This is a genomic window from Streptomyces sp. NPDC088387, from assembly GCF_044753385.1.
GTDB lineage: Bacteria > Actinomycetota > Actinomycetes > Streptomycetales > Streptomycetaceae > Streptomyces.
The window spans coordinates 319,229-344,045 of record NZ_JBIVNC010000001.1; the positions used below are offsets into that span (position 1 = coordinate 319,229).

Genomic DNA, 24,817 nt, shown 5'->3' on the forward strand with positions numbered 1-24,817 from the left:
CCAGCCCACCGCCGCCGCTGCCCACCGCTGCCGCCAGCCCACCGCCGCCACCGGCGCCGACCCACCGCCGCCGCCGACGCACCGCCGCCGCCGCCAGCCCACCGCCGCCGACCCACCGCCGTCGCGGGCAATCGTGCCGCAGGGCGGCACGGGTGGGCGCGGCGGCACCCCGTCGCGCCGGGCTGCGCGAACGCCCCGCAGGGCACCCCCAGCCCCCGGCACCCGAGCACACACAAGGGCGGGGCCCCGGATCAGAAACCCGGGGCCCCGCCCTGCTGAACGCTGCCGACGCCTAAGGCGTACTACACGTCAGTTGTCATCCTCGTCGATGAGGAAGCCACGCATCGGAGACGGCGCCTGCCCCATCGGCGAAGGCCCCTGCGGCCGCACGGGCGCCATCGGCTGGGTCATCGCCGGAGACATCTGCTGCTGCCCACCGTAGGACGGACCGGCCGGCGAAGGACCGCCACCCATCCCCTGGTTGCCGCCGTACGACGGGGCGCTCGCACCGGCCGGTGCCATGGAAGGCGCCGGGGACGGCGGCAGCGACGCGGCCGCCGGTGTACGCGGCGGAGCGAGCGAGTCGTCGGCCTGGGTCTCCAGCTGACGCAGCTGCGACTCCAGGTAGGACTTCAGACGCGTCCGGTACTCGCGCTCGAAGCCACGCAGGTCCTCGACCTTGCGCTCCAGCGTGGCGCGGGCGGACTCCAGGGAGCCCATCGCGACGCGGTGCTTCTCCTGCGCGTCCCGCTCCAGCGCGTCGGCCTTGGCACGGGCGTCCCGCTCCAGACCCTCGGCGCGCGAACGGGCCTCTCCCACGATCTTGTTGGCCTCGGAACGGGCCTCGGCGATCGCCTGGTCGGCGGTCTGCTGGGCCAGCGAGAGGACACGGGCGGCGCTGTCGCCACCGGGGCCGCCCTGACCGGGCATGCCGGGGCCGCCCATGGGGCCACCCATGTGACCGCCGGGGCCCATCTGGCCCTGCATCGGACCCTGGCCCATCGGGCCCTGTCCCATGGGACCCTGACCCATCGGGCCGGGACCCTGCGGGCCCTGTCCGCCGGGACCGGCGGGCAGCTGCGGCGCACCGCTCGGCAGCTGGGGCGGGCCGCCCATGGGGCCGCCCATCTGCTGCTGCGGCGGGCCCGATATGCCGGCCGGAACGGGGGCGCCGGGACCGCGCATGCCCTGCTGCGGCATACCACCCTGCTGCATCCCGCCCTGCTGGGGCATCCCGCCCTGCATTCCGCCTTGCTGAGGCATACCGCCCTGCTGCATGCCACCCTGCTGGGGCATGCCGCCCTGCTGCATCCCGCCCTGCTGAGGCATGCCACCCTGCTGCGGCATCCCGCCCTGCTGCTGGTCCTGCGGCTCCGGCGGCTTGCGCATGTTCTGCTGGTTCTGGGCAGCGGCACGCGTCGCGGCGGCCAGCTTGGCGCGCAGGTCCTCGTTCTCGCGGAGCAGTCGGGTCAGCTCGGCTTCGACCTCGTCGAGGAAGGCATCGACCTCGTCCTCGTCATAGCCTTCTCGGAGGCGGACGGTCGTGAACTGCTTGTTCCGCACGTCCTCGGGGGTCAACGGCATCTCTTCACCTCAACGTAATCGTCGGCATCGGCAAGACGGTAGTTCACATCGATCACAGCCGGACCACGATCGCGATCAGGATGTACACGATGATCATCAGTACGAAGAAGGACAGGTCGAGCGCCACGCCCCCGAGACGCAGCGGCGGAATGAACCGCCGCAGAAGCTTGAGCGGTGGATCGGTGACAGTGTAGGTGGCCTCCAGAACGACCACCATCGCCTTGCCGGGCTGCCATGAGCGGGCGAACTGGAAGACGTAGTCCATGACCAACCGGAAGATGAGCACGATGAGAAACACCATCAGCGCGATGTAGACGACCTGCAAGACCACGCCCATCTCCGGTGCTTCCCTCTCCCCAGTCCGTGCTCTGTCTGTACTGCTGTTCAGTCGTACGTCTCAGCTCTGGTTGAAGAACCCGCCCTCTGCGATACGGGCCTTGTCCTCCGCCGTGACATCGACGTTAGCAGGCGACAACAGGAACACCTTCTGCGTCACCCGCTCGATACTGCCGTGAAGACCAAACACCAAACCGGCCGCAAAGTCGACAAGTCGCTTCGCGTCTGTGTCATCCATCTCAGTCAAGTTCATGATCACCGGGGTGCCCTCACGGAAGTGTTCCCCGATGGTACGGGCCTCGTTGTAGGTCCGCGGGTGAAGTGTGGTGATCCGGTACGGCTCTCGTTCGGACACGACCTTGGGCATGATCACCGGTGCGTTCTTCTCGATGGACTGGCGTTCTTGTGTGATGGATGCCACGGGCGCGATCCGTGCCGGACGCCCGGATTCCACAGCCGCCGAAGCGGCTCGCGCCACCGACTCGCGTGGCGCGGGCGGTTGTACGATTCGCACCTCTTCGTCCCGTTGGGACTGATGTGCTCCGTGCGACTGGTGGGACGACTCGTGTCGCCGGTGGTCGCGTTCGGGCTCCGGGTCGAGTTCGGGCTCGAAGTCGTCATCGGGGTCGAAACCCCGGCCGTCGTACCCATCGTCCTCCACGAGGCCGAGGTAGACCGCCATCTTGCGCATCGCGCCGGCCATGCTCTGAGTCCTCCGCTCTGTGGTGGATCGGCTGACGACTGCCAAATGCCCGCGATCCACGAGGTCGTTGCACCCGCCTTTCGGCGGTAATGACCATATTTTCTACTGTGGTCCGACTTCCTGGCGACGTTACCCGAGCCTGGGGCGGACTCCGAGTACCGCCGTACCGACGCGCACATGTGTCGCTCCGGCCGTCACGGCCTCTTCGAGGTCCGCACTCATCCCTGCCGAGACCATGTTCGCAGCCGGATGGGCTCGGCGCAGGTCGGTCGACAAATCCATCAACCGCCCGAACGCCGCCTGTTGGCGCCCCGCGTACTCCCCGGTGAGCGGGGCGACGGTCATCAGTCCGCCGAGCCGCAGTCCCGGCGACCCGGCCACGAGTCCGGCCAACTCCTCGACCGCCTCCGGTGCCACGCCGCCGCGCTCCCCTCTGCCGTCCGCACCCGCGTCGAGCGCGACCTGGATGAGGCATCCCAGTTCGCGCCCGGCCCGCACGGCCTCCTTGGAGAGCGCCGTCACCAGCCGGGCCCGGTCCACGGACTGCACGACGTCCGCGTAACCGACCACGGATCGCACCTTGTTGGTCTGCAACTGCCCGACGAAGTGCCAGGCAAGGGGCAGATCCGAGCTGGCGGCGGCCTTCGGGGCGGCGTCCTGGTCGCGGTTCTCGGCGACATGGCGCACCCCGAGTTCCGACAGGATCCGCACATCGCTCGCGGGATAGGTCTTGGTGACCACGATCAGGGTCACCTCCTCGCGCTTGCGCCCGGCCGCGGCACACGCGGCGGCGATACGCTCCTCGACTTTCGCCAGATTCGCGGCGAGTTCGTGCTTACGGTCCGTCATGCCCCATCAGTCCAGCCAGACATAGCCGGCGAGCCGGCCCGTGGTCCGGTCTCGGCGGTACGAGAAGTGGTCGCCCGACTCCAGCGTGCACACCGGCGACTGCTCCCGGTCGCGCACCCCGAGCCGGTCGAGCTGCGCGTGCACCCCGGCGGCCACGTCGACCGCGGGTGTGCCCCAGCTCGTCACCGCGTGCGCCGCCGGTTCGTGCACGGCGACGTCGGCGCGCATCTCCTCCGGCACCTCGTAGCACCTGCCGCAGACGGCGGGTCCGGTGCGGACGACGATCCGGTCCGCGACGGCCCCCAGCGCGGTCATCGCGCGTAGCGTGGCCGGGACGACGCCGGCGATCATGCCGGGCCGGCCCGCGTGCGCGGCACCGACGACGCCGGCGACCGGGTCGGCGAGCAGGACCGGCACACAGTCGGCGGTGAGCACGGCGAGGGCCAGACCACGGGTGGCGGTGACCAGACCGTCGACCTCCGGGACGGGCCCGTCGCTCCAGGGTCCGTCGACCCGGACGACGTCGTTGCCGTGGACCTGGTTCATCCAGACGACCCGGTCGGGGGTGAGGCCCAGCGACTTGGCGGCCAGTTCACGGTTGGTCCGCACGGACTGCGGGTCGTCGCCGACCGCGCCGCCGAGATTGAGCTCCTCATACGGAGCGGCGCTCACCCCGCCCCACCGGTCGGTGAAGGCGAAGTGGGCGCCGCTGCCGCTTTCGCGCTGTCCTATCACTTCAGGAAGTCCGGCACGTCCAGTTCCTCGGCCGCGCTGTCGGAGTAGCTCCGCGACGGCGGGACCGGCGGGGCGGCGGCCGGGAGATCGGCGACCGGCTCCGGCTCGGGCGCCGGGTCCTCCTTCGGCTTGACGCTGCCGAGCGAGCCGAAGGACGGCCGGCTCTCGGTCTGCCGTACCGGCGTCGAGTCCTCGCGCTTGGCGGAGGACGAGCCGAGGATGTTGTCCCGCTTGGACGGCGGCTGGCCGCCGTCGAAGCCGGCGGCGATCACGGTGACCCGGACCTCGTCGCCGAGGGCGTCGTCGATGACCGCGCCGAAGATGATGTTGGCCTCGGGGTGGGCGGCCTCGCTGACCAGCTGGGCGGCCTCGTTGATCTCGAACAGGCCGAGGTCGGAGCCGCCGGAGATGGAGAGCAGCACACCCCGGGCGCCGTCGATGGACGCCTCCAGGAGCGGCGAGGAGATCGCCATCTCGGCCGCGGCCACCGCGCGGTCGTCGCCGCGGGCCGAGCCGATGCCCATCAGGGCCGAACCGGCCTCGGACATGACCGACTTGACGTCGGCGAAGTCGAGGTTGATCAGACCGGGCGTGGTGATGAGGTCGGTGATGCCCTGGACACCGGAGAGCAGGACCTGGTCGGCCGACTTGAAGGCGTCGAGGACGGAGACCTGGCGGTCCGAGATGGACAGCAGCCGGTCGTTCGGGATGACGATGAGGGTGTCGACCTCTTCGCGCAGTTCGGCGATGCCGTCCTCGGCCTGGTTGGCGCGGCGCCGGCCCTCGAAGGTGAAGGGGCGGGTGACCACGCCGATGGTGAGCGCGCCGAGGGTGCGGGCGATGTTGGCCACGACGGGCGCGCCGCCGGTGCCGGTGCCGCCGCCCTCGCCGGCGGTCACGAAGACCATGTCGGCCCCCTTGAGGACCTCCTCGATCTCCTCGCGGTGGTCCTCGGCGGCCTTGCGGCCGACGGCCGGGTTGGCTCCGGCGCCGAGTCCGCGGGTGAGTTCACGGCCGACGTCCAGCTTGACGTCGGCGTCGCTCATCAACAGAGCTTGCGCGTCGGTGTTGATGGCGATGAACTCGACGCCCTTGAGACCGACCTCGATCATCCGGTTGATGGCATTGACACCACCGCCGCCGACACCGATGACTTTGATGACTGCGAGGTAGTTCTGCGGTGCTGCCACGTCGAAGGCCTCTCGCCTCGAATTACGTTGTCGTCGCCGTGCGGTTGCCCGCACCCCGACGACAGATGCCGAGTGGGACGGTCCGTAGCGCCGACCCGAACCCTAACCCTGAAGTTTAGGGTTACCAGTGTGTCTGTTCCATGGAGTCTTCTGAACAGGACACTAAGTCGACAAGTGGCGCACGTTCAACGAACACGCCGAACCTCCCGTTTTTCTTTTCACCCTATGTGATCAGCCGTAGCGCTGCCCAACCAGGGTGCTGGCCTGCGCCGATGTGCGTCAACTCCCCGATGACGCAGGGGCGGTGGGGACGCTCACGTCGAAGTGCCGCGCATCCGGAGCTGCTTTCATAAGAGCCGCGAGTGTACGGGCCTTCGCGTGCCCCTTCTCGGCACTTCCCCATGCGACCGTGCGGTCGTTGGTCAACTCCAGTGAGATGTCGTCGTAGGAACGGACCTTGACGACCCTGGTGTCCCGTTCGACGGCGGCCGGAACCGCGTCGGCCACCCGTACCGCCTCGCGCACCAGGCGGGTCTCGCCGAAGCGGCGCAGGCTCGCCGCCGACGAACCCGACCTCGACACCGTCAATTCCAGAAGCGGAACGCCTTTCGCCGGCTTCGAAACCGTGGCGAAACGGACACCTTCGTCGTCCACTTCCACGAACTTTCCGCCCTCTTCGACGAGCAGAACCGGAGTGCGCTCGGTCACCTTCAGGCTGATTCCGTGCGGCCAGGAACGGACCACGTCGACCGAGTCAATTCGCGGCAGTTTCCGGCCCAGTCGGTCCTCAATGGCATCGGTGTCGACGGAAATGAGCGGCGCCCCGACCGGAACGTCGGCCGCCCCGGTGATCTGATCCGGGGTCAGCACCCGGGTGCCGGAGACGGACACCCGCTCCACCCGCGTCCACTGCGAGCCGTACAGCACCCAGAGGGTGCCGCCGGCGAGCAGGACGAGCGCGACCGCGAGAATGATGATCGTACGAAGGCGGGGCAGCCGCAGCCGCCTTCCGGGCGGCGGGCCGGACGACTCCTGCTGGCGTGCACCGCGCTCGGCGGTGGTCGGTCCGGCCACGCTCCCTGCCTTCCGTCATACGGTCCTATCGGTGTGCACGGTTGGCGGCGATCGCCTCGTACACCATGCCGACGAGCAGGTCGTCGGCGTCCCGGCGGCCGAACTCACCGGCGGCGCGGGACATCTCGAACAGCCGGTGCGGGTCGGCGAGCACGGGCAGGACGTTCTGCTGCACCCACTGCGGGGTGAGTTCCGCGTCGTCGACCAGCAGTCCGCCGCCGGCCTTGACCACCGGCTGGGCGTTCAGCCGCTGTTCGCCGTTGCCGATGGGCAGCGGGACGTAGGCGGCCGGGAGCCCGACGGCGGAGAGTTCGGCGACGGTCATCGCGCCCGCGCGGCAGAGCATCATGTCGGCCGCGGCGTACGCGAGGTCCATCCGGTCCACGTAACTTACCGGGATGTAGGGCGGCATTCCCGGCATCTGGTGCACCTGCGGCAGTTCGTTCTTCGGACCGACCGCGTGCAGGATCTGGATGCCGGCCTGCTGGAAGTAGGGCGCGACCTGCTGGACCACCTCGTTGAGCCGGCGGGCGCCCTGGGAGCCGCCGGAGACCAGCAGCGTCGGCAGGTTCGGGTCGAGTCCGAAGGCCGCGCGCGCCTCGGGGCGGACCGCGGCCCGGTCGAGGGTGGCAATGGACCGGCGCAGCGGGATGCCGATGTAGCGGGCGTCGCGCAGCTTGCTGTCCGGGGTGGAGACGGCGACCTTCGCCGCGTACCGCGAGCCGATCTTGTTGGCGAGGCCGGGGCGGGCGTTGGCCTCGTGGATGACGATCGGCACGCCGAGGCGCTTGGCGGCCAGATAGCCGGGCAGGGCGACGTAGCCGCCGAAGCCGACGACCGCGTCGGCCTTGGTGCGTTCCAGGATCTGCTCGGCCGCCTTGATCGTGCCGCGCAGCCGGCCGGGGACGGTGATCAGTTCAGGGGTGGGCTTGCGGGGCAGGGGTACGGCCGGGATCAGCGCCAGCTCGTAGCCGCGCTGAGGTACGAGCGTGGTCTCCAAGCCGCGTTCCGTGCCCAGGGCCGTGATGCCCACGGTCGGATCCTGCCTGCGCAGGGCGTCCGCGAGGGCGAGCGCGGGCTCGATGTGGCCGGCGGTCCCCCCACCGGCGAGTACGACATGCACCGAAATTCACCGCTCTCCGGACGTACGCGCCGCCGAGGCACGCCGTCTCATCGTGTTCCATCTCCGAGGCCCCCGGTCAAGCATGGCGCCTCCAGCCCGCTTTCTACCAAAGCGGGGTTGCCGCATCGCAAGTGCCGCCCGCGCACCGGGCTCGTCGCGCGCGAACGCGATCAGCAGACCGATGGCGAACATGGTCGGCAGCAGGGCGGATCCACCGTAGGAGAACAGCGGGAGCGGGACACCGGCGATCGGCAGCAGACCGAGCACCGCACCCATGTTGATCACGGCCTGGGCCGTGATCCAGGTGGTCACGCCTCCCGCGGCATACCTCACGAAGGGATCCTCCGTGCGTCCGGCCACGCGGATGCCCGCATAGCCTAGAGCGGCGAAGAGGGCGAGCACCGACAGAGTCCCCGCCAGGCCCAGTTCCTCACCGGTGACGGCGAAGATGAAGTCGGTGTGTGCTTCGGGGAGTTGCCCCCATTTTTCCACACTCGCGCCGAGGCCGGAACCGAAGAGTCCGCCGGAGGCGAGGGCGTAGATGCCGTGTACGGCCTGCCAGCAGTCGACCGGTCCCGACTGGGGTTCGGTGGCGCCCAGGCAGGAGATCCGGCCCATCCGGTTGGGGCTGGTCTTGATGAGGACCGCGCCGATGAACGCGGCGATCGACAGCACTCCGACGAACAGCCGGGTCGGGGCGCCGGCCAGCCACAGCAGTCCGAACAGGATGGCCGAGAGGATGATCGCGGTGCCCATGTCGCCACCGAGCATGATCAGCCCGAGCAGCATAAAGGCGACCGGGACCAGCGGGACCAGCATGTGCTTCCACTGGGCGAGCAGTTTCTTGTCCTGCTTGCGGGCCATCAGGTCGGCGCCCCACAGCACCAGCGCGAGCTTGCCGAACTCGCTGGGCTGGATCTGGAAGGAGCCGCCCAGCGGGATCCAGTTCTGGTTGCCGTTGACCGCGACCCCTATCCCGGGCACCTGCACGAGGGCCATCAGGAAGACGGCTCCGGCGAGCATCGGGTAGGCGAGCGCGCGGTGCAGCTTCACCGGCATGCGCGAGGCCGCGACCAGCAGGATGCCGCCGATCACGGCGGCCAGCAGCTGCTTGCGGAAGAAGTAGGAGCCCGGCAGCGACATCTGGAGCGCGGTGATCTGGGAGGCCGAGTAGACCATGACCAGGCCGAGCACGGTGATCAGCAGACTGCCGCCGAGGATCAGGTAGTACGCGGTCAGCGGCCGGTCCCAGGCACGCCGGCCGCGGGTGTAGAGGCGCAGGAGCGGGTTCTCCTGGGGCGTCCGGGTGGCCGCGGGCCGTCCGGTCGCACGCTGGACGGGCGGGCGTCCGGTGCGGCTACCGGGCATCGGGGTGCACCGCCTCGCGGGCGGAGCGGATCCCGGCGGGCCGCGCGGCCCACGGGGAAGAGCACGGCGGCATGCCACCGGTGGACCGTCGACGCGACCCCCACCACATCCGAGTCACCCGTCCCTCCATGGGTCCCGAGGCATCCGACGTGGCCGTCGGCCGCCGTCAGGCGCCCGCACCGAGTTCGCGCACGGCCTCCGCGAACGCGTCTCCTCGCTTGTTGTAGTTGGTGAACATGTCCATGGAGGCACAGGCAGGTGCCAAAAGCACGGTGTCCCCTGCGACGGCGAGTCGCCGGGCCTCCTGGACGGCCGCCAACATCGCCCCAGTGTCGGTCCGGTCGAGGTCGACGACCGGGACTTCGGGGGCGTGTCGCGCGAGGGCTTCACGGATGAGGGCGCGGTCCGCGCCGATCAGCACGGCACCGCGCAGCCGCGCCGCCGACTTGGCGACGAGCTCGTCGAAGGTCGCGCCCTTGGCGAGCCCGCCGGCGATCCAGACGATCGACCCGTACGCCGCCAACGAGGCCTCGGCCGCGTGGGTGTTGGTGGCCTTGGAGTCGTCGACGTAGGCGACACCGTCCACGTCGGCGACGTGGGCGATGCGGTGGGCGTCGGGGGTGAAGGCCCGCAGCCCGTCCCGTACGGCCTTCGGTGGTACGCCGTAGGCGCGGGCGAGGGCGGCCGCGGCGAGGGCGTTGGCGATGTTGTGCGGGGCCGCCGGGGTGACGTCGGTGACCTCGGCCAGTTCCTGGGCGCTGCTGTGCCGGTTGTCGACGAAGGCGCGGTCGACCAGGATGCCGTCCACCACGCCGAGTTGGGAGGGCGCGGGGGCGCCGAGGGTGAAGCCGACGGCCCGGCAGCCCTCCTCGACGTCCGCCTCGCGCACCAGTTCCTCGGTGGCCTTGTCGGCGACGTTGTAGACGCAGGCGATCCGGTTGCCCTCGTAGACGCGGCCCTTGTCGTGGGCGTACGCCTCCATGGAGCCGTGCCAGTCGAGGTGGTCGGGGGCGAGGTTGAGCACGGCCGCCGAGTGGGCGCGCAGCGAGGGCGCCCAGTGCAGCTGGTAGCTGGACAGCTCCACGGCCAGGACGTCGTACGTCTCCTCGCCGAGGACCGCGTCCAGCAGGGAGACGCCGATGTTGCCGACGGCGGCGGTGCGCAGCCCGGCGGCCTTCAGGATGGAGGCCAGCATCTGGACCGTGGTGGTCTTGCCGTTGGTGCCGGTGACGGCGAGCCAGGGCGCTGCGTCCGGGCCGCGCAGCCGCCAGGCGAGCTCGACGTCGCCCCAGACGGGGACGTCCGCCGCGGCGGCCGCGGTGAACAGCGGCTTGTCCGGCTGCCAGCCGGGTGCGGTGACGATCAGCTCGGTGCCCTCGGGGAGTGTGGCGCCGTCACCGAGGCGGACCGTGACGCCGAGCGCCTCCAGTTCGGCGGCCTGCGCCCGGGCGCGCTCGTCGTCGCCGTCGTTGACGACCGTGACGTGCGCGCCGAGGCCGTGCAGGACCCTGGCCGCCGGGACGCCGGAGACGCCGAGTCCGGCGACGGTGACGTGCTTGCCGTCGAGCTCCGAGGAGGAGGTCACTTTTCCGCTGCCCATCCCGCGTAGAAGAGGCCCAGTCCGACGATCACACAGATGCCCTGGATGATCCAGAAGCGGACCACCACAAGGACTTCGGACCACCCCTTGAGTTCGAAGTGGTGCTGGAGTGGCGCCATCCGGAAGACGCGCTTTCCGGTGAGCCGGAAGGAGCCGACCTGGATGACCACCGACATGGTGATCAGGACGAAGAGACCACCGAGGATGGCCATCAGCAGTTCGGTGCGGGAGCAGATCGCGAGGCCGGCGAGCACACCGCCGAGGGCCAGCGAACCGGTGTCACCCATGAAGATCTTGGCCGGCGAGGTGTTCCACCACAGGAAGCCGAGGCAGGAGCCCATCAGCGCGGCGGCGACCACCGCGAGGTCGAGCGGATCGCGCACCTCGTAGCAGGCGTTGGGGTTGGTCAGCGTCTGGGCGTTGGCGCAGGACTCCTGGAACTGCCAGACGCCGATGAAGGTGTAGGCGCCGAAGACCAGTACGGAGGCGCCGGTGGCGAGGCCGTCCAGACCGTCCGTCAGGTTCACGCCGTTCGACATGGCGAGGATCATGAACAGCGCCCAGACCACGAACAGCACCGGGCCGATGGTCCAGCCGAAGTCCGTGATGAAGGACAGCTTGGTGGAGGCCGGCGTGTTGCCCCGGTTGTCGGCGAACTGGAGTGCGAGCACGGCGAAGGAGATGCCGACGAGCAGCTGCCCGGTCATCTTCGCCTTGGCCCGCAGACCGAGCGAGCGCCGCTTCACGATCTTGATGTAGTCGTCCAGGAAGCCGACCATGCCCATGCCGACCATCAGACCGAGCACCAGCAGACCGGAGAAGGTCGGCGCCGCGTCGGTCTCGGGGTCCAGCGAGCTGGTGATCACCTTGGCCAGGAAGTAGGCGGCGACCGTCGCGAGGATGAAGGCGATACCGCCCATGGTCGGCGTACCGCGCTTGCTGCCGTGGGTGCGCGGGCCGTCGTCGCGGATGTACTGGCCGTAGCCCTTGCGCGCGAGCAGCTTGATCAGCAGCGGGGTGCCGATCAGCGTCAGGAAGAGACCAATGACTCCTGCGAACAGGATCTGCTTCATCATCGGGCGGCAACCTCACCCTCGGCACCCGTGGCGAGCAGCGCCGCGGCGACGCTCTCCAGGCCGACCGAACGGGACGCCTTCACGAGCACGACGTCCCCCGGGCGCAACTCGCTGCGCAACAGGTCGACAGCCGCCTGTGCGTCGGACACGTGCACCGACTCCTCACCCCACGAACCCTCGTTGTATGCGCCCAGTTGCAGCCAGGCGGCTTCCCTGCCACCCACCGCGACGAGCTTGCTGACGTTGAGTCGGACGGCGAGCCGCCCGACCGCGTCGTGCTCGGCGAGCGCCTCGTCCCCGAGCTCGGCCATCTTGCCGAGCACCGCCCACGTACGACGCCCGTTGCCCATGGCCACGAGCGCGCGCAGGGCGGCTCGCATGGACTCGGGGTTCGCGTTGTAGGCGTCGTTGACGACCGTCACGCCGTCCGGGCGCTCGGTGACCTCCATGCGCCAGCGGGAGAGGGTGCCCGCCTGGGAGAGCGCGGTGGCGATCTCTTCCGCGGACATGCCCAGCTCATGGGCGACGGCGGCCGCGGCGAGCGCGTTCGACACGTGGTGCTCACCGTACAGGCGCATGGTCACGTCACTGCACCCGGAGGGTGTGTGAAGGGTGAAAGCAGGCTGTCCGCTGTCCGTGAGTCGCACGTTCTCGGCCCGTACGTCCGCTTCGTCGGCCTCCCCGAAATACAGCACCTTGGCCTTCGTACGGGAGGCCATCGCGCGTACGAGGGGGTCGTCGGCGTTCAGCACCGCCACTCCGCCCTCGGCGGCCGGGGGCAGCGCCTCCACGAGCTCGCCCTTGGCCTGGGCGATCTGCTCGCGGCCGCCGAACTCCCCGATGTGGGCGGTGCCGACGTTGAGCACCAGGCCGATCCGCGGGGGCGTCAGATCCGCGAGGTAGCGGATGTGGCCGATGCCGCGCGCGCCCATCTCCAGTACCAGGAACCGGGTTTCCTCGGTCGCGGTGAGCGCGGTGAGCGGCAGCCCGATCTCGTTGTTGAGCGAGCCGGGCGTCCACACGGTGGGCGCCTTGTGCTGGAGCACCTGGGCGATCAGGTCCTTGGTGCTGGTCTTGCCGGCCGAGCCGGTGAGGGCGACGAGCGTGGCGCCGAGCCGGGTCACCACGTGCCGGGCGAGGGCGCCGAGGGCGGCCTGAACGTCCGTCACGACGATCGCGGGCACCCCGACGGGCCGGGACGCCAGGACGGCGGCGGCGCCCGCCTCGACGACGGCGGGCGCGAAGTCGTGTCCGTCGACGCGTTCGCCGACGAAGGCGACGAACAGGCTGCCGGGCGCCACTTCGCGGGAGTCCCGGACCACCGGCCCGGTGACCCGCACCGACGGATCCGGTATGTCGTGGGTCTGCCCGCCGACGACTGCTGCGATCTCGGCGAGAGAGAGGGCGATCACAAGTTCATCCCTGGGTCTTCTGGATTCTCATCCCTGGGTTTTCCGGATTGCTTCGCGAAGCACCCGGCGGTCGTCGAAGGGGCGCACCACTCCGGCGATGTCCTGGCCCTGTTCATGTCCCTTGCCCGCGACCAGCACGGTGTCCCCGGGCCGTGCGCGGTCCACGGCGGCGGCGATGGCGGCGGCGCGGTCCTCGAACAGGAGCACCTCACCCCGTTCGTGGCCGGGTACGGACGCGGCGCCCTGGAGCATGGTGGCGAGGATCGCCAGGGGATCCTCGGAGCGGGGGTTGTCGGAGGTCAGTACGGCGATGTCGGCGAACCGGGCGGCGGCGGCGCCCATCGGTGCGCGTTTTGTGATGTCCCGGTCGCCGCCGCAGCCGAGCACGATGTGCAGCCGGCCCTTGGTGACCTTGCGCAGCGCCTTGAGGACCGACTCGACGGCGTCCGTCTTGTGGGCGTAGTCGACGACGGCGAGGAAGTCCTGCCCGGCGTCCACCCGTTCGAGCCGACCCGGCACACCCGGCACCGCGGCGACGCCGTCGGCGGCGCTCTGCGGTTCGAGGCCGGCCGCGGCCAGGGCGACGATCGCGGCGAGGGTGTTGGCGACGTTGAAGGGGCCCGGCAGCGGCGACCTGGCGGCGATCCGCACCCCGTCGGGGCCGACGGCCGTGAACGGCGTGTCGAGGGGTCCGACGTGGACGTCCTCGGCGCGCCAGTCGGCGTCGGGGTGGCCCTCGGCGGAGTAGGTGACGACGGGGACGCCGGCCTCCTTCGCGAGTCTGCGGCCGTACTCGTCGTCGATGTTGACGACGCCGAGCCTGCTGCGTTTCGGCGTGAACAGCTGCGCCTTGGCCCGGAAGTAGTCCTCCATGTCGGAGTGGAACTCCATGTGTTCCGGGCTGAGGTTGGTGAAGACGGCGACGTCGAAGACACAGCCGTCGACCCGGCCGAGGACCAGCGCGTGGCTGGAGACCTCCATGGCGACCGCGTCGACCCCGCGCTCGCGCATGACGGCGAACAGGGCCTGGAGGTCGGTGGCTTCGGGTGTGGTGCGCTCGGACTTGATGCGCTCGTCGCCGATGCGCATCTCCACGGTGCCGATCAGGCCCGTGGAACGGGCCGTGCGCAGTCCGCCCTCGACCAGATAGGCCGTGGTGGTCTTGCCGGAGGTGCCGGTGATGCCGATCTGGAGCAGACCGGTGCCCGGCCGGCCGTAGATCGTGGCGGCGAGTTCGCCCATCGAGCCGCGCGGGTCGTCGACGACCAGCACCGGCAGACCGGTCGCGGCGGCGCGTTCGGCCCCGGACGGATCGGTCAGCACGGCCGACGCGCCGAGGCCGGCGGCCTGGGTGACGAAGTCGGCGCCGTGCGCGCGGGCGCCGGGCAGCGCGGCGTACAGGTCCCCGGGGCGGACCGCGCGCGAGTCGTGGGTGATGCCCGTGACCTCGGCGGCGCCTTCGGGGGCGGTCACACCCAGCTGACCGGCGAGTTCCGCGAGGGGTGTGGCGGAGACCTGCGCCGGCCTGGGCGGCCCCGGATATGTCACGGGTTGGCCCTTCTGGGTGGTTTGGGACTGATCAGCGTGTGGCACGGCGGTGAGCGTACCGGGCGCACCCGCTTCCGGGCGAAAGGAGGGGGCCGGGGACGGGTGGGGCCGGCGGTGGTTCCCGGGGTCGGGGGTGATCGTTGTCACGAGGTGGTTCCTGGTGGCTCGGTGCTGATCAGAGGTGGACAGGAGGGTCGGCGGGGTGGCTGGTGGCCGGTCGGTGCCGGTGCGGTGGGGCAGGTCGGGGCGGTGGCGGGTCGGGCCCTGGAGACCAGGGCCCGACGGTCAGGGCTTGAAGGTGACGGGCAGTTTCGCGGGCGGCGCTCCGGTGGGCGGGACCTGGAGGGTCTTGAGCGCGAACTCCATGACCTCCTTGTAGACGGGCCCGCAGATCTGGCCGCCGAAGTAGCTGCCCTTGGTGGCGTTCTGGATGGCGCAGTAGACGGTGACCCGGGGTTGGTCGGCGGGCGCGAACCCGGCGAACGACGAGGTGTAGCCGCGGTACTTGCCGGTGTCCGGATCCACGCGGTTGGCGGTGCCGGTCTTGCCGGCGACCCGGTAGCCGGGGATACGGGCCTTGGTGCCGGTGCCCTCCTCGTCGTCCACGACCGACTCCAGCATCCGTGCCAGCGTCTTGGCGGTCTTCTCGCTGACGACCCGGGTCGACTCCGGCTTCTCGGCCGGGGCGAAACGGCCGTCGGGGCCCTTGGTGCCGCGCACCAGGGTCGGCTCGGTGCGCACACCGCCGTTGGCGATCGTCGAGTAGACGGAGGCCGCCTGCATCGCGTTGAGGGACACCCCCTGCCCGAACGGGATCGTGTACTGCTGCGAGGTCGACCACTGGTCGGGCGGCGCGAGGATGCCCTTGGTCTCGCCCGGGAAGTCCAGTCCCGTGTACCCGCCGAGGCCGAACTTGCGCAGGTACGAGTAGAGGACCTTGTTCGACTCGGCCTGGGTCTTGCCGAGTTGTCCGGTGGCCAGGATGGTGCCGATGTTGCTGGACTTGGCGAGCACGCCGTTGAGCGTCAGGTACCAGGTGGGATGGTCGATGTCGTCCTTGAAGAGCCGGTCGCCGCGGTGCAGCCGGTTCGGTACGACGACATGCGTGCCGGGCGTGGCGACGTTCTCCTCCAGTACGGCGGCCATCGACATGACCTTGGCGGTGGAGCCGGGCTCGTAGGCGTCCTGGAGGGCGTCGTTGCCGAGGTTCGCGGACTCGGCCCGGGAGAGGTCGTTGGGGTCGAAGCCGGGCGAGTTGGCCATGGCGAGGATCTCGCCGGTCCGGGTGTCCTGGACGATCACATAGCCGCTGTCCGCCTCGGACTTCTCCACCTGCTCGGTGATGGCGTTCTGCGCGGCCCACTGGATGTCGCGGTCGATGGTGAGTTCGACGTCGCTGCCGGGCACGGCGGGCGTCTCGGTGGAGCCCGCGGTGGGCACCTGGCGGCCGCCGGACTGGGCGTAGCGGATCTTGCCGTCCTTGCCCGCGAGCAGGCCGTTGAGCTGTTGCTCAACGCCACCGCCGCCCTTGCCGTCCGCGTTGACCCAGCCGAGTATCCCGGCGGCCAGCTCACCGTTGGGGTAGACGCGTTTGCTGCTGGCGACGGAGAGCACACCGGCCAGCACGTTGACGGTCGACCCGTCGGTCTCGGCCTTGGTGGCCAGCGCCGACTTCAGGTCCTTGATCTGCTTCCAGACCTGGGGGGTCTGCCGGCTGGCGAGCCGGACGTAGCGCAGCTGCTTGTTCTCGGGCCGCAGCAGCGCGGCGATGGTGGCCTGGTCCTCGCCGAGGATCGGCGCGAGCAGCGCGGCCGCCTGCTCGGGCCCGTCGTCGATCTTCAGCTGCTCGCGGGTGAACAGCGTGGGGTCGGCGGTGATGTCGTACGCGTCCACACTCGCCGCCAGCTCCACGCCGTTGCGGTCGGTGATGCCACCGCGTTCGGCGGCCAGGACGTAGCCGACGTACCGGTTCTTCTCGGCCTTGGCGGCGTAGGTGCCGGCGTCGACGGCCTGCACCTGGAGCAGTCGTACGACGAAGGCGGCCAGCACCAGGGTCAGCGCGAGGCCGACCAGGCGCAGCCGGGGGCGCGGGCTGCCGAGCCGGATGGTGCGGGCGGCGGTGCCCGGCCGGGGCGGGGCGGGGCGGCGGGTCGGACGGGCGCCGGGGCCCGGCCGCTGGCGGCCGAGCGGGCGGGCGGGGCGGGCGGGGCCGGGCACGCGGCGGCGCGGCGGTTCCCTGTCGGACACTTCCGTCACCTGCCGGGAGTCGGGGTGGAGGGGGCCGGTGTGCTGGGTGCGGCCGGGGTGGTCGCGGGGACGGCCGGGGCGGTCGGCGTGGCGGGGGCGCTCGGCGTGGCGGCCGTCGTGGGCGGGAGCGTACGGGGCGGGGTGCTCGCGGGGGTCGGGTGGGTGATCGCCTCGGGTGCGAGGACGAGGGGGTCGCGGGCCGCGGCCGGGCGGGCGGCGGCGGGCGAGGGCACGCCCTTGACCTTGCCGTCGGGGCCGAGGAAGGCGGGGTCGCCGCCGGGCACCATGCCGAGTTCCCGCGCGCGGCGCTGGAGGGCCTCGGGGGCGGCGTAGGCGTCGATGTCCCGCTGGAGGGCCTGTTCCTCGTCGGTGAGGGCCTTGGTGTCGCGCTGGAGGTCGTCCAGCCGGAACGAGCCTTCGCTGAGCGCGGAGTTGAGGACCAGCAGTCCGATGAGGCCGCCGCCGAGCAGCACGACCACCAAGAGGACGAAGGGCGTACGGGCGGCCTGTCCGCGCCCGGTCGGGAAGAGCCGCGCGAGACGGGCGGCCCTTCCGCGCAGTTCGGGTTTGCCGTTCACTGGCCCTCCCCCGGGTCGGCGCTCCGGTTCTGTGGGGTCCGCTGTTCCCCCGCGGGCGCCCGCCCCTTCGCCTGGCTCACTCGACGTCCTCCCTGATGCGCTCCGCCGCGCGCAACCGTGCCGGGGCCGCCCGGCGGTTGGCGGCGACCTCTTCCTCGGTGGGAAGTTCGGCACCGCGCGTGAGCAGCTTGAGCCGGGGCTGGTAGCGCTCGGGCACCACCGGCAGTCCCGGCGGCGCGGTGGTGGCGGCGCCGGCCGCGAAGACCTGCTTGACGAGCCGGTCCTCCAGCGAGTGGTACGACAGCACCGCGATCCGTCCGGTCACGTCGAGGCTCTTCACGGCCGCCGGGATCGCCCGTTCCAGCACGGAGAGTTCGCCGTTGACCTCGATCCGCAGGGCCTGGAAGGTGCGCTTGGCGGGGTTGCCGCCGGTGCGCTTGGCGGCCTGCGGCAGCGCGTCGCGGATCAGCTCGACCAGCCGTGCGCTGTTGCTGAACGGCTCCTTGTCGCGCTCGCGCACCACGGCGCCGACGATCCGCTTGGCCTGCTTCTCCTCGCCGTACGCGCGCAGGATGCGCACGAGTTCGCCCGGCGGATAGCTGTTGAGGACCTCGGCGGCGCTCATGCCGGTCGTCTGGTCCATCCGCATGTCGAGCGGGGCGTCCTGCGCGTAGGCGAAGCCTCGGTCGGCCTCGTCGAGCTGCATCGAGGACACGCCGAGGTCGAAGAGGACCCCCTGCACGCGCGCGATGCCGAGCCGGTCCAGCACGTCGGGCAGCTCGTCGTAGACCGCGTGCACGAGAGTGGCCCGCGCGCCGAAGGGGGCGAGGCGCTCGCCGGACAGGCGCAGGGCCTCCTTGTCGCGGTCGAGGGCGACGAGGCGGGCCTCGGGGAAGCGGTCGAGGAGGGCCTCGCTGTGTCCGCCGAGGCCCAGCGTGCAGTCGACGACGACCGCTCCGGGCTCCTGGAGGGCGGGGGCCAACATGTCCAGGCAGCGCTGGAGCATCACCGGGACATGTCGACTCTGGCTGCTCAAGGGGCCCTCTCAGATCCGGCGGGCGGTACGCACCGCCGGGTCCCCGCCCGCTCGTGAAGGGGAGGCCCGCCGGCGCGGAAAGCGTCGGCCGGCCGGTGAGCGGGTGGAGGCCGAGCCGTACGTACGCGCCGCGCACGTGGCGAGATCACCGGTGAATATCGAGGTCGCCGGGGGTCTCCGGGGAGTTTCGGTCCAGCAGGGAGCGCCTCGCCTCCCGCTTCGCGCCACTTTAGTCCACCCCGTCTCGCGGTCAATCAACCGGCCTGCGCGCGTGGCGGCCCGCCCGCGTGAAGCTCCGTACGGGAAAGGATCACTCGTCCGGCGGACGGCACAACGCCCGTGCGGGCGAGCCGTGGTCCGCCGCGCGCGCGTGCTGTGGGTTGGCTCACAACAAGGCGCAATGGCGTCCTTTGTCCCCTCTCACCACAGGACCGGGTGGCCCGTGACCAGTACCGTCATGACTATGACGACTTCTGCATCGGTTCCCACCGGACCCGAGGGCGCCATAGCCGGGGACGGCACGGTCACGGACCGTCTCGTCGCGGCCAACGGGCGTTATGCCGACGCGTTCACCGATCCGGGCATGGACGCCCGGCCGGTACTGGGCGTGGCGGTCGTGGCCTGTATGGACGCCCGTCTCGACCTGCACGCGGCGCTCGGCCTGGAACTCGGCGACTGCCACACGATCCGCAACGCGGGCGGGGTCGTCACCGACGACGTGATCCGCTCGCTCACGATCAGCCAGCGCGCGCTGGGCACGCGTAGTGTCGTGCTCATCCATCACACCGGCTGTGGTCTGGAGTCGCTCACCGAGGACTTCCGGCACGAGCTGGAGATGGAGGTCGGGCAGCGTCCGGCCTGGGCGGTGGAGGCGTTCAAGGACGTCGAGCAGGATGTACGGCAGTCCATGCAGCGGGTGCGCACCTCGCCGTTCCTGCCGCATACGGACGATGTGCGCGGGTTTGTTTTCGATGTACGGACCGGTCTGCTGCGGGAAATCGACCCGGAGTGACCGCCGTGACCACCGGTCCGGGTTCTCGTTTTTCGCGAATCTCAGGTTCTGCGGGGCACAAAAGGCAGCAAGAGCGGCATATCGCGGCCAGTTGTCCACAGTCGAGTGACACGAACCGGTAACGGCAACAAGAATGCGATGGTGGCGTCGCGCGGAACTTTTCCCGCGTGGTGCTCGTGTTTGGGGTGGGCCGGTGCCGCGTCGCAGAGCGTCGGCCCGGCAAAAGAACGGGCCGAGGAGGGCCGGGTGACGACCTATGACGATCGAGCAAGCCTTACTGATCTGACTGCCACCGTGGATCGGGTTCGCAGCTCGGTGGAAGAAGTGATCGAGGGCAAGCCCGAGGTCGTACGGCTTTCGCTGACCGTGCTGCTCGCCGAGGGGCATCTTCTGATCGAGGATGTTCCGGGCGTGGGCAAGACAATGCTGGCCAAGGCATTGGCACGGTCCATCGACTGCTCGGTACGCCGTATTCAGTTCACGCCCGACCTGCTGCCCTCGGACATCACCGGGGTGTCCATCTGGGACCAGCAGCGCCGGGACTTCGAGTTCAAGCCCGGGGCGATCTTCGCGCAGATCGTGATCGGCGACGAGATCAACCGCGCCTCCCCCAAGACCCAGTCGGCACTGCTGGAGTCGATGGAGGAGCGCCAGGTCACGATCGACGGCACGACCTACGAGCTGCCGAGCCCCTTCATGGTGGTGGCCACGCAGAACCCGGTCGAGATGGAGGGCACCTACCCGCTCCCCGAGGCCCAGCGCGACCGCTTCATGGCCCGGGTGTCCATCGGCTACCCCAGCCCCGAGGCCGAGCTCCAGATGCTCGACGTGCACGGCGGGGTGAACCCGCTGGACGACCTCCAGCCGGTGGCGCACGCGCACGAGGTGGTCAAGCTGATCGAGGCGGTGCGCGGCGTCCACGTCGCCGACACCGTGCGGCGCTACGCGGTCGACCTGGTCGCCGCCACGCGTACGCACCCGGATCTGAGACTCGGTGCCTCACCGCGCGCGACGCTGCATCTGCTGCGCGCGGCGAAGGCGTCCGCGGCCCTCAGCGGCCGGGAGTACGCGCTGCCGGACGACATCCAGACGCTCGCGTCGGCCGTCCTGGCCCACCGGCTGCTGCCCACCGCCCAGGCGCAGCTCAACCGGCGCACGGCCGAGCAGGTCGTGCAGGAGATCATCCAGCACACCCCGGTCCCGGCGACGCCCCAGCAGAACGGTCTGGGGCTCGGCCGCGCGACCGGCGGGTACGGCCAGCAGCCGCCGCGGAGGCTGTGATGAGCGCCGCGGGTCATGCGGAGGCCGACCGGGGCGAGAAGGGCGGCCTGCGCACGGCACTGGCCGGCCTCACCACCCGCGGGCGCTCCTTCCTGGCGGCCGGAATCGCCGCCGCCGTCTGTGCCTACGTCCTCGGGCAGAGCGATCTGCTCCGGGTCGGGCTGCTGCTCGCGGTGCTGCCGCTGGTGTGCGCCGGCGTGCTGTACCGCACCCGTTACCGGGTCGCGGGCAGCCGCCGGCTCTCCCCCGCGCGGGTGCCCGCGAGCGCCGAGGCCCGTGTCCATCTGCGGATGGACAACGTCTCGCGGCTGCCCACGGGCCTGCTGATGCTCCAGGACCGGGTGCCCTACGTACTGGGCCCCCGTCCGCGTTTTGTGCTCGACCGCGTCGAGGCGGGCGGCCGCCGCGAGGTGTCCTACCGGGTCCGCTCCGATCTGCGCGGCCGCTACCCCCTGGGCCCGCTCCAGCTGCGCCTGACCGACCCGTTCGGCATGTGCGAGCTGACCCGCTCCTTCTCGACGTACGACACCCTGACCGTGATCCCGCGTGTGGAGTCGCTGCCACCGGTGCGGCTGACCGGCGAGGCGAAGGGGTACGGCGACGGGCGCCAGCGCTCGCTCGCGCTGGCCGGCGAGGACGACGTCATCCCGCGCGGCTACCGCTACGGCGACGATCTGCGCCGCGTCCACTGGCGCCTGACCGCCCGCTACGGCGAGCTGATGGTGCGCCGCGAGGAGCAGCCCCAGCGTTCGCGCTGCACGGTGCTGCTCGACACGCGGGGTCTCGCCTACCGGGGCGCGGGCCCGGACTCGGCCTTCGAGTGGGCCGTCAGCGGCGCCGCCTCCGTGCTGGTGCACATGCTCGAACGGGGCTTTTCGGTACGGCTGTTGACGGACACCGGCACCTCGGTGCCCGGTGAGGGCGCCGACGGCTTCGCGGGCGCCAACCAGGAGTCGGCGGACGCGGCCGGGCTGATGATGGACACCCTCGCCGTGGTCGACCACTCCGACGGCATCGGCCTGTCGCCCGCCTACGACGTTCTGCGCGGCGGCACCGAGGGACTGCTGGTCGCCTTCTTCGGCGACCTGGACGAGGAACAGGCCACGGTGGCCGCGCGGATGCGCCAGCGCAGCGGCGGCGCGCTCGCCTTCGTCCTGGACAGCGATGTGTGGACACGCGAGGCGACGGACGTGCCCGGCCCCGTGGACCCGGGCGAGGAGCGGCTGCGGCTGTTGCGGGAGGCCGGCTGGACGGCCGTCGGTGTGCCGCGCGGTGCCTCGCTGGAACAGCTGTGGCGGCACGCGGACCGGGACCGTATGGGTCTGGCCGCGACGGGCGGGAGCGGGGAGGCTCGGTCGTGAGCATGCGGGCGCGGATGGCGCTCATGTCGGTGGTGGCGACGCTGGCCGCGTCGTGCGCCCTGCTGCCGCTGGTGGAGACGCCCGGCTGGCTGCTGCTGGCCTCGGTACTGCTGCTGGTGCAGTCCGGGGTGGGCGCGGCGGCCCGGCGGGTGCCGCTCGCGCGGTCCCTGACGATCGCCGCGCAGGCCCTGGTGTCGCTGCTGCTGCTGACCCTGGCCTTCGCGCGCGAGTACGCGGTCGTCGGGCTGGTGCCCGGCCCGCAGGCCTTCCAGCACTTCTCCGATCTGCTCCAGACGGGCACCAACGACGTCGAGCGGTACGCGATCCCGGCGCCCCTGTCGGACGGCATCGAACTGATGCTCGTCGGCGGGGTGCTGGTGATCGGGCTGCTGGTGGACGTGCTGGCCGTGACGTTCCGCAGCGCGGCCCCGGCCGGGCTGCCGCTGCTGGCGCTGTACTCGGTGGCCGCGGGTCTCTCGGACGGCTCCGGCGGCTGGGTGTGGTTCCTGATCGCGGCGGCCGGTTATCTGATGCTGCTGCTGGCCGAGGGCCGGGACCGGCTCTCGCAGTGGGGCCGGGTCTTCGCCGGCGCGCCACGCGCGCAGGGCGGCGGGCCGGGCCCGGGCGGTGCGGTGGCCCCGGTACGCACCGGGCGGCGGATCGGCGTGGTCGCGCTGGGCATCGCCCTGGTCGTCCCGCTGGCGCTGCCCGCGATGGACGGCGGACTGCTGGACAGCACCGGGGCCGGCGTCGGCGCGGGCAGCGGGGGCGGTGGCACCATCTCCGCGGTCAACCCGCTGGTCTCCCTGCGCGACAGCCTGAACGTCGACGAGGACCGTACGGTGCTGACCCTGCGCACCGACGCCGAAGACCTGTCCAACATGTATCTGCGGATCGTGTCCCTGGACGACTTCGACGGGACCACCTGGCGGCCGTCCAAGCGTCAGATCGTGGGTGTGCCGGACGAGTTCCCGACCCCGACGGGCCTCTCCCCCGACGTCCCGCGCACCGAGGTACGCACCCGGATAGCGGCCGCCGACTGGTACGCCCAGGACTGGCTGCCGATGCCGTACCCGCCGAGCGGGGTCAACATCGACGGCGAGTGGCGCTACGAGCCGGAGGGCATGACCCTGGTCGGCGACCACGGCCAGAACACCCGCGGCGAGACCTACGACGTCACCAGCCTCAACGTGCAGCCGACGGCGGACCAGCTCTCCAACGCGCCGGCGCCGCCGTCCCAGATCGAGCGCGACTACACCGAACTCCCGGACTCGCTCCCGCCGGTGGTGGCGCAGACCGCCCGCGAGGTCACGGCCGGCGCGTCGAACCCCTACGAGCAGGCGGTACGGCTCCAGGAGTACTTCGCGGTGAGCGGCGGCTTCACCTACGACACCGAGGTCGAGGTCGGCAGCGGTTCGACGGCGATCGCCCGGTTCCTGCGCGACAAGCGCGGCTTCTGCGTCCACTTCTCCTTCGCCATGGCCTCGATGGCCCGCTCGCTGGGCATCCCGGCCCGGGTCGCGGTGGGCTTCGCGCCGGGCACCATGCAGGCGGACGGTTCGGTGGCGGTGGGCCTCAGGGACGCGCACGCCTGGCCGGAGCTGTACTTCGAGGGTGTGGGCTGGACCCGCTTCGAGCCGACGCCCAACCGGGGCACCACCCCCTCGTACACCCTGCCCGACCTGCCCGGCGTCACGGTTCCCGATCTGCCGGAGAGCGCGCAGCCCTCGCAGGACACGCCGTCGGCCGCCCCGTCGACCGACCCCAGCTGCTCGGCCGAGGACAAGCGCCTGGAGGCCTGCGCCGGGGCCCTGCCTGACGACACCGCCGCGGCGGGTGCCGACGGGCCGCCCTGGTACCAGATCGCGGCCTGGGTCCTGCTGGGCCTGGCCGTGGTGGCGGTGCCCCTGGCACCCATGCTCTGGCGGGTCAGACGCCGCTCCGTGCGGCTGACGTCCGAACGGCACGCGCTGGCCGCCCTGGACGAGCTGGGCAGAGCGTCCGCCGGCGGCGGATCCGGTGCGGACGGTCCGGGTCCCGCGATCCAGGTGGACTCCCGGCACGCCGCCGAGATCGCCACGACCCACGTCCTGGCCGTGTGGCGCGAGCTGACGGACACGGCCTGGGACTACGGCATCGCGCCCGACGACGCGCTGACCCCGCGCAAGGCGGCGGCACGGATCGTCCGGCTCGGGCACGTGGACGACACCGCGGCCGCGTCGGTGCACCGGGTGGCCGGTGCGGTGGAGCAGATCCTCTACGCGCCGGATCCGCGGCCCGTACCGGGACTCGCCCAGGACGTCCGTGGTCTCCAGGTCGCGCTGCGCTCGCGGGCGAGCCGCAAGACGCGGATCCGGGCGGTACTGGCGCCGCGTTCGGCCGTCCGGGCGGTGTGGGACCTGACCGACCGTGTGACGGCCCTGCGGGTCCACTGGGCGGAGCGTGTGCAGGCGCTGGTCCGCAGGCCCAAGCCCTCAGGGCAGCAGAGCGGCTGACCGGGCAGGCAGGCGGACGGACGGGCAGTGACGGGTGCGGGGCCCCGGGCGGAGGATCGCCCGGGGCCCCGCACCCGTTCGTATGAGCACGCCCGTTCGTGTGAGCGCGCCCTCGGCCGGGCGGACTTCGGCCCGGACACACGCATGAGGGGGCACCGTCGGTGTGACGGTGCCCCCTCATGCGTGTGAACGTCACAAGGAGCTGATCG

The 24,817-nt window shown here is 71.3% G+C and carries 20 protein-coding genes; 4 read left to right on the forward strand and 16 right to left on the reverse strand.

Annotation, left to right across the window (positions count from 1 at the left end):
* Positions 1 to 309 precede the first annotated feature (309 nt).
* From ACIQAC_RS01565 to rsmH, 16 genes are all read right to left on the reverse strand, one after another.
* Positions 310 to 1,584, reverse strand: coding sequence for a DivIVA domain-containing protein (locus ACIQAC_RS01565; RefSeq protein ID WP_402185983.1), 1,275 nt, complete (start codon positions 1,582 to 1,584; stop codon positions 310 to 312).
* 52 nt (positions 1,585 to 1,636) lie between these two features.
* The gene (locus tag ACIQAC_RS01570; protein ID WP_402185984.1) at positions 1,637 to 1,921 is read right to left on the reverse strand and encodes a YggT family protein; all 285 of its coding nucleotides are present in this window, start codon (positions 1,919 to 1,921) and stop codon (positions 1,637 to 1,639) included.
* A 60-nt stretch (positions 1,922 to 1,981) separates the two neighbouring features.
* Entirely contained in the window at positions 1,982 to 2,623 is a 642-nt protein-coding gene (locus ACIQAC_RS01575; RefSeq protein ID WP_402185985.1) for a cell division protein SepF, read from the reverse strand.
* Between the two features lie 129 nt (positions 2,624 to 2,752).
* The gene (locus tag ACIQAC_RS01580) at positions 2,753 to 3,472 is read right to left on the reverse strand and encodes a YggS family pyridoxal phosphate-dependent enzyme (RefSeq protein WP_402185987.1); all 720 of its coding nucleotides are present in this window, start codon (positions 3,470 to 3,472) and stop codon (positions 2,753 to 2,755) included.
* Positions 3,473 to 3,478: 6 nt separating this feature from the next.
* The gene (pgeF, locus tag ACIQAC_RS01585; RefSeq protein ID WP_402185989.1) at positions 3,479 to 4,207 is read right to left on the reverse strand and encodes a peptidoglycan editing factor PgeF; all 729 of its coding nucleotides are present in this window, start codon (positions 4,205 to 4,207) and stop codon (positions 3,479 to 3,481) included.
* Complete coding sequence (ftsZ, locus tag ACIQAC_RS01590) at positions 4,204 to 5,397, reverse strand: cell division protein FtsZ (RefSeq protein ID WP_402185990.1); 1,194 nt, start codon at positions 5,395 to 5,397, stop codon at positions 4,204 to 4,206. The genes pgeF and ftsZ overlap by 4 nt, the downstream gene beginning before the upstream one ends.
* A 279-nt stretch (positions 5,398 to 5,676) precedes the next feature.
* Positions 5,677 to 6,471 carry a cell division protein FtsQ/DivIB gene (locus ACIQAC_RS01595; protein ID WP_402185991.1) on the reverse strand — a complete coding sequence of 265 codons (795 nt, stop codon included), beginning with the start codon at positions 6,469 to 6,471 and terminating at the stop codon, positions 5,677 to 5,679.
* Between the two features lie 25 nt (positions 6,472 to 6,496).
* Positions 6,497 to 7,594, reverse strand: a complete 1,098-nt coding sequence (gene murG, locus ACIQAC_RS01600) for an undecaprenyldiphospho-muramoylpentapeptide beta-N-acetylglucosaminyltransferase (RefSeq protein ID WP_402185993.1) — start codon at positions 7,592 to 7,594, stop codon at positions 6,497 to 6,499.
* Between the two features lie 6 nt (positions 7,595 to 7,600).
* Complete coding sequence (gene ftsW, locus ACIQAC_RS01605) at positions 7,601 to 8,962, reverse strand: putative lipid II flippase FtsW (protein WP_402185994.1); 1,362 nt, start codon at positions 8,960 to 8,962, stop codon at positions 7,601 to 7,603.
* A 166-nt stretch (positions 8,963 to 9,128) separates the two neighbouring features.
* Entirely contained in the window at positions 9,129 to 10,562 is a 1,434-nt protein-coding gene (gene murD, locus ACIQAC_RS01610; RefSeq protein WP_402185995.1) for a UDP-N-acetylmuramoyl-L-alanine--D-glutamate ligase, read from the reverse strand.
* Positions 10,544 to 11,635: a phospho-N-acetylmuramoyl-pentapeptide-transferase gene (gene mraY / locus ACIQAC_RS01615; protein ID WP_402186922.1), complete on the reverse strand. Its 1,092-nt coding sequence runs from the start codon at positions 11,633 to 11,635 to the stop codon at positions 10,544 to 10,546. The genes murD and mraY overlap by 19 nt, the downstream gene beginning before the upstream one ends.
* Positions 11,635 to 13,050, reverse strand: coding sequence for a UDP-N-acetylmuramoyl-tripeptide--D-alanyl-D-alanine ligase (murF, locus tag ACIQAC_RS01620; protein WP_402185997.1), 1,416 nt, complete (start codon positions 13,048 to 13,050; stop codon positions 11,635 to 11,637). The genes mraY and murF overlap by 1 nt, the downstream gene beginning before the upstream one ends.
* A gap of 27 nt (positions 13,051 to 13,077) precedes the next feature.
* The gene (locus ACIQAC_RS01625; RefSeq protein ID WP_402185999.1) at positions 13,078 to 14,598 is read right to left on the reverse strand and encodes a UDP-N-acetylmuramoyl-L-alanyl-D-glutamate--2,6-diaminopimelate ligase; all 1,521 of its coding nucleotides are present in this window, start codon (positions 14,596 to 14,598) and stop codon (positions 13,078 to 13,080) included.
* 285 nt (positions 14,599 to 14,883) lie between these two features.
* Positions 14,884 to 16,854: a peptidoglycan D,D-transpeptidase FtsI family protein gene (locus ACIQAC_RS01630; protein ID WP_402186000.1), complete on the reverse strand. Its 1,971-nt coding sequence runs from the start codon at positions 16,852 to 16,854 to the stop codon at positions 14,884 to 14,886.
* Entirely contained in the window at positions 16,851 to 17,423 is a 573-nt protein-coding gene (locus ACIQAC_RS01635) for a hypothetical protein (RefSeq protein WP_402186002.1), read from the reverse strand. The genes ACIQAC_RS01630 and ACIQAC_RS01635 overlap by 4 nt, the downstream gene beginning before the upstream one ends.
* Before the next feature lie 76 nt (positions 17,424 to 17,499).
* Positions 17,500 to 18,459, reverse strand: coding sequence for a 16S rRNA (cytosine(1402)-N(4))-methyltransferase RsmH (gene rsmH / locus ACIQAC_RS01640; protein ID WP_402186003.1), 960 nt, complete (start codon positions 18,457 to 18,459; stop codon positions 17,500 to 17,502).
* A gap of 463 nt (positions 18,460 to 18,922) precedes the next feature.
* Between rsmH and ACIQAC_RS01645 the strand changes: the two genes are divergently transcribed.
* The 4 genes from ACIQAC_RS01645 (at position 18,923) to ACIQAC_RS01660 (ending at position 24,608) form a co-directional block, all read left to right on the forward strand.
* Positions 18,923 to 19,471 (forward strand): beta-class carbonic anhydrase, encoded by a 549-nt coding sequence (locus tag ACIQAC_RS01645; protein ID WP_402186005.1) that lies wholly within the window; start codon positions 18,923 to 18,925, stop codon positions 19,469 to 19,471.
* A gap of 246 nt (positions 19,472 to 19,717) precedes the next feature.
* Positions 19,718 to 20,752 (forward strand): AAA family ATPase, encoded by a 1,035-nt coding sequence (locus ACIQAC_RS01650; protein WP_402186007.1) that lies wholly within the window; start codon positions 19,718 to 19,720, stop codon positions 20,750 to 20,752.
* Positions 20,752 to 22,113 (forward strand): DUF58 domain-containing protein, encoded by a 1,362-nt coding sequence (locus tag ACIQAC_RS01655; RefSeq protein ID WP_402186008.1) that lies wholly within the window; start codon positions 20,752 to 20,754, stop codon positions 22,111 to 22,113. The genes ACIQAC_RS01650 and ACIQAC_RS01655 overlap by 1 nt, the downstream gene beginning before the upstream one ends.
* A complete protein-coding gene (locus ACIQAC_RS01660; RefSeq protein WP_402186009.1) occupies positions 22,110 to 24,608 on the forward strand; it encodes a transglutaminaseTgpA domain-containing protein in 2,499 nt (832 codons plus the stop codon). Before ACIQAC_RS01655 ends, ACIQAC_RS01660 begins: the two co-directional genes overlap by 4 nt.
* Positions 24,609 to 24,817: the final 209 nt, after the last annotated feature.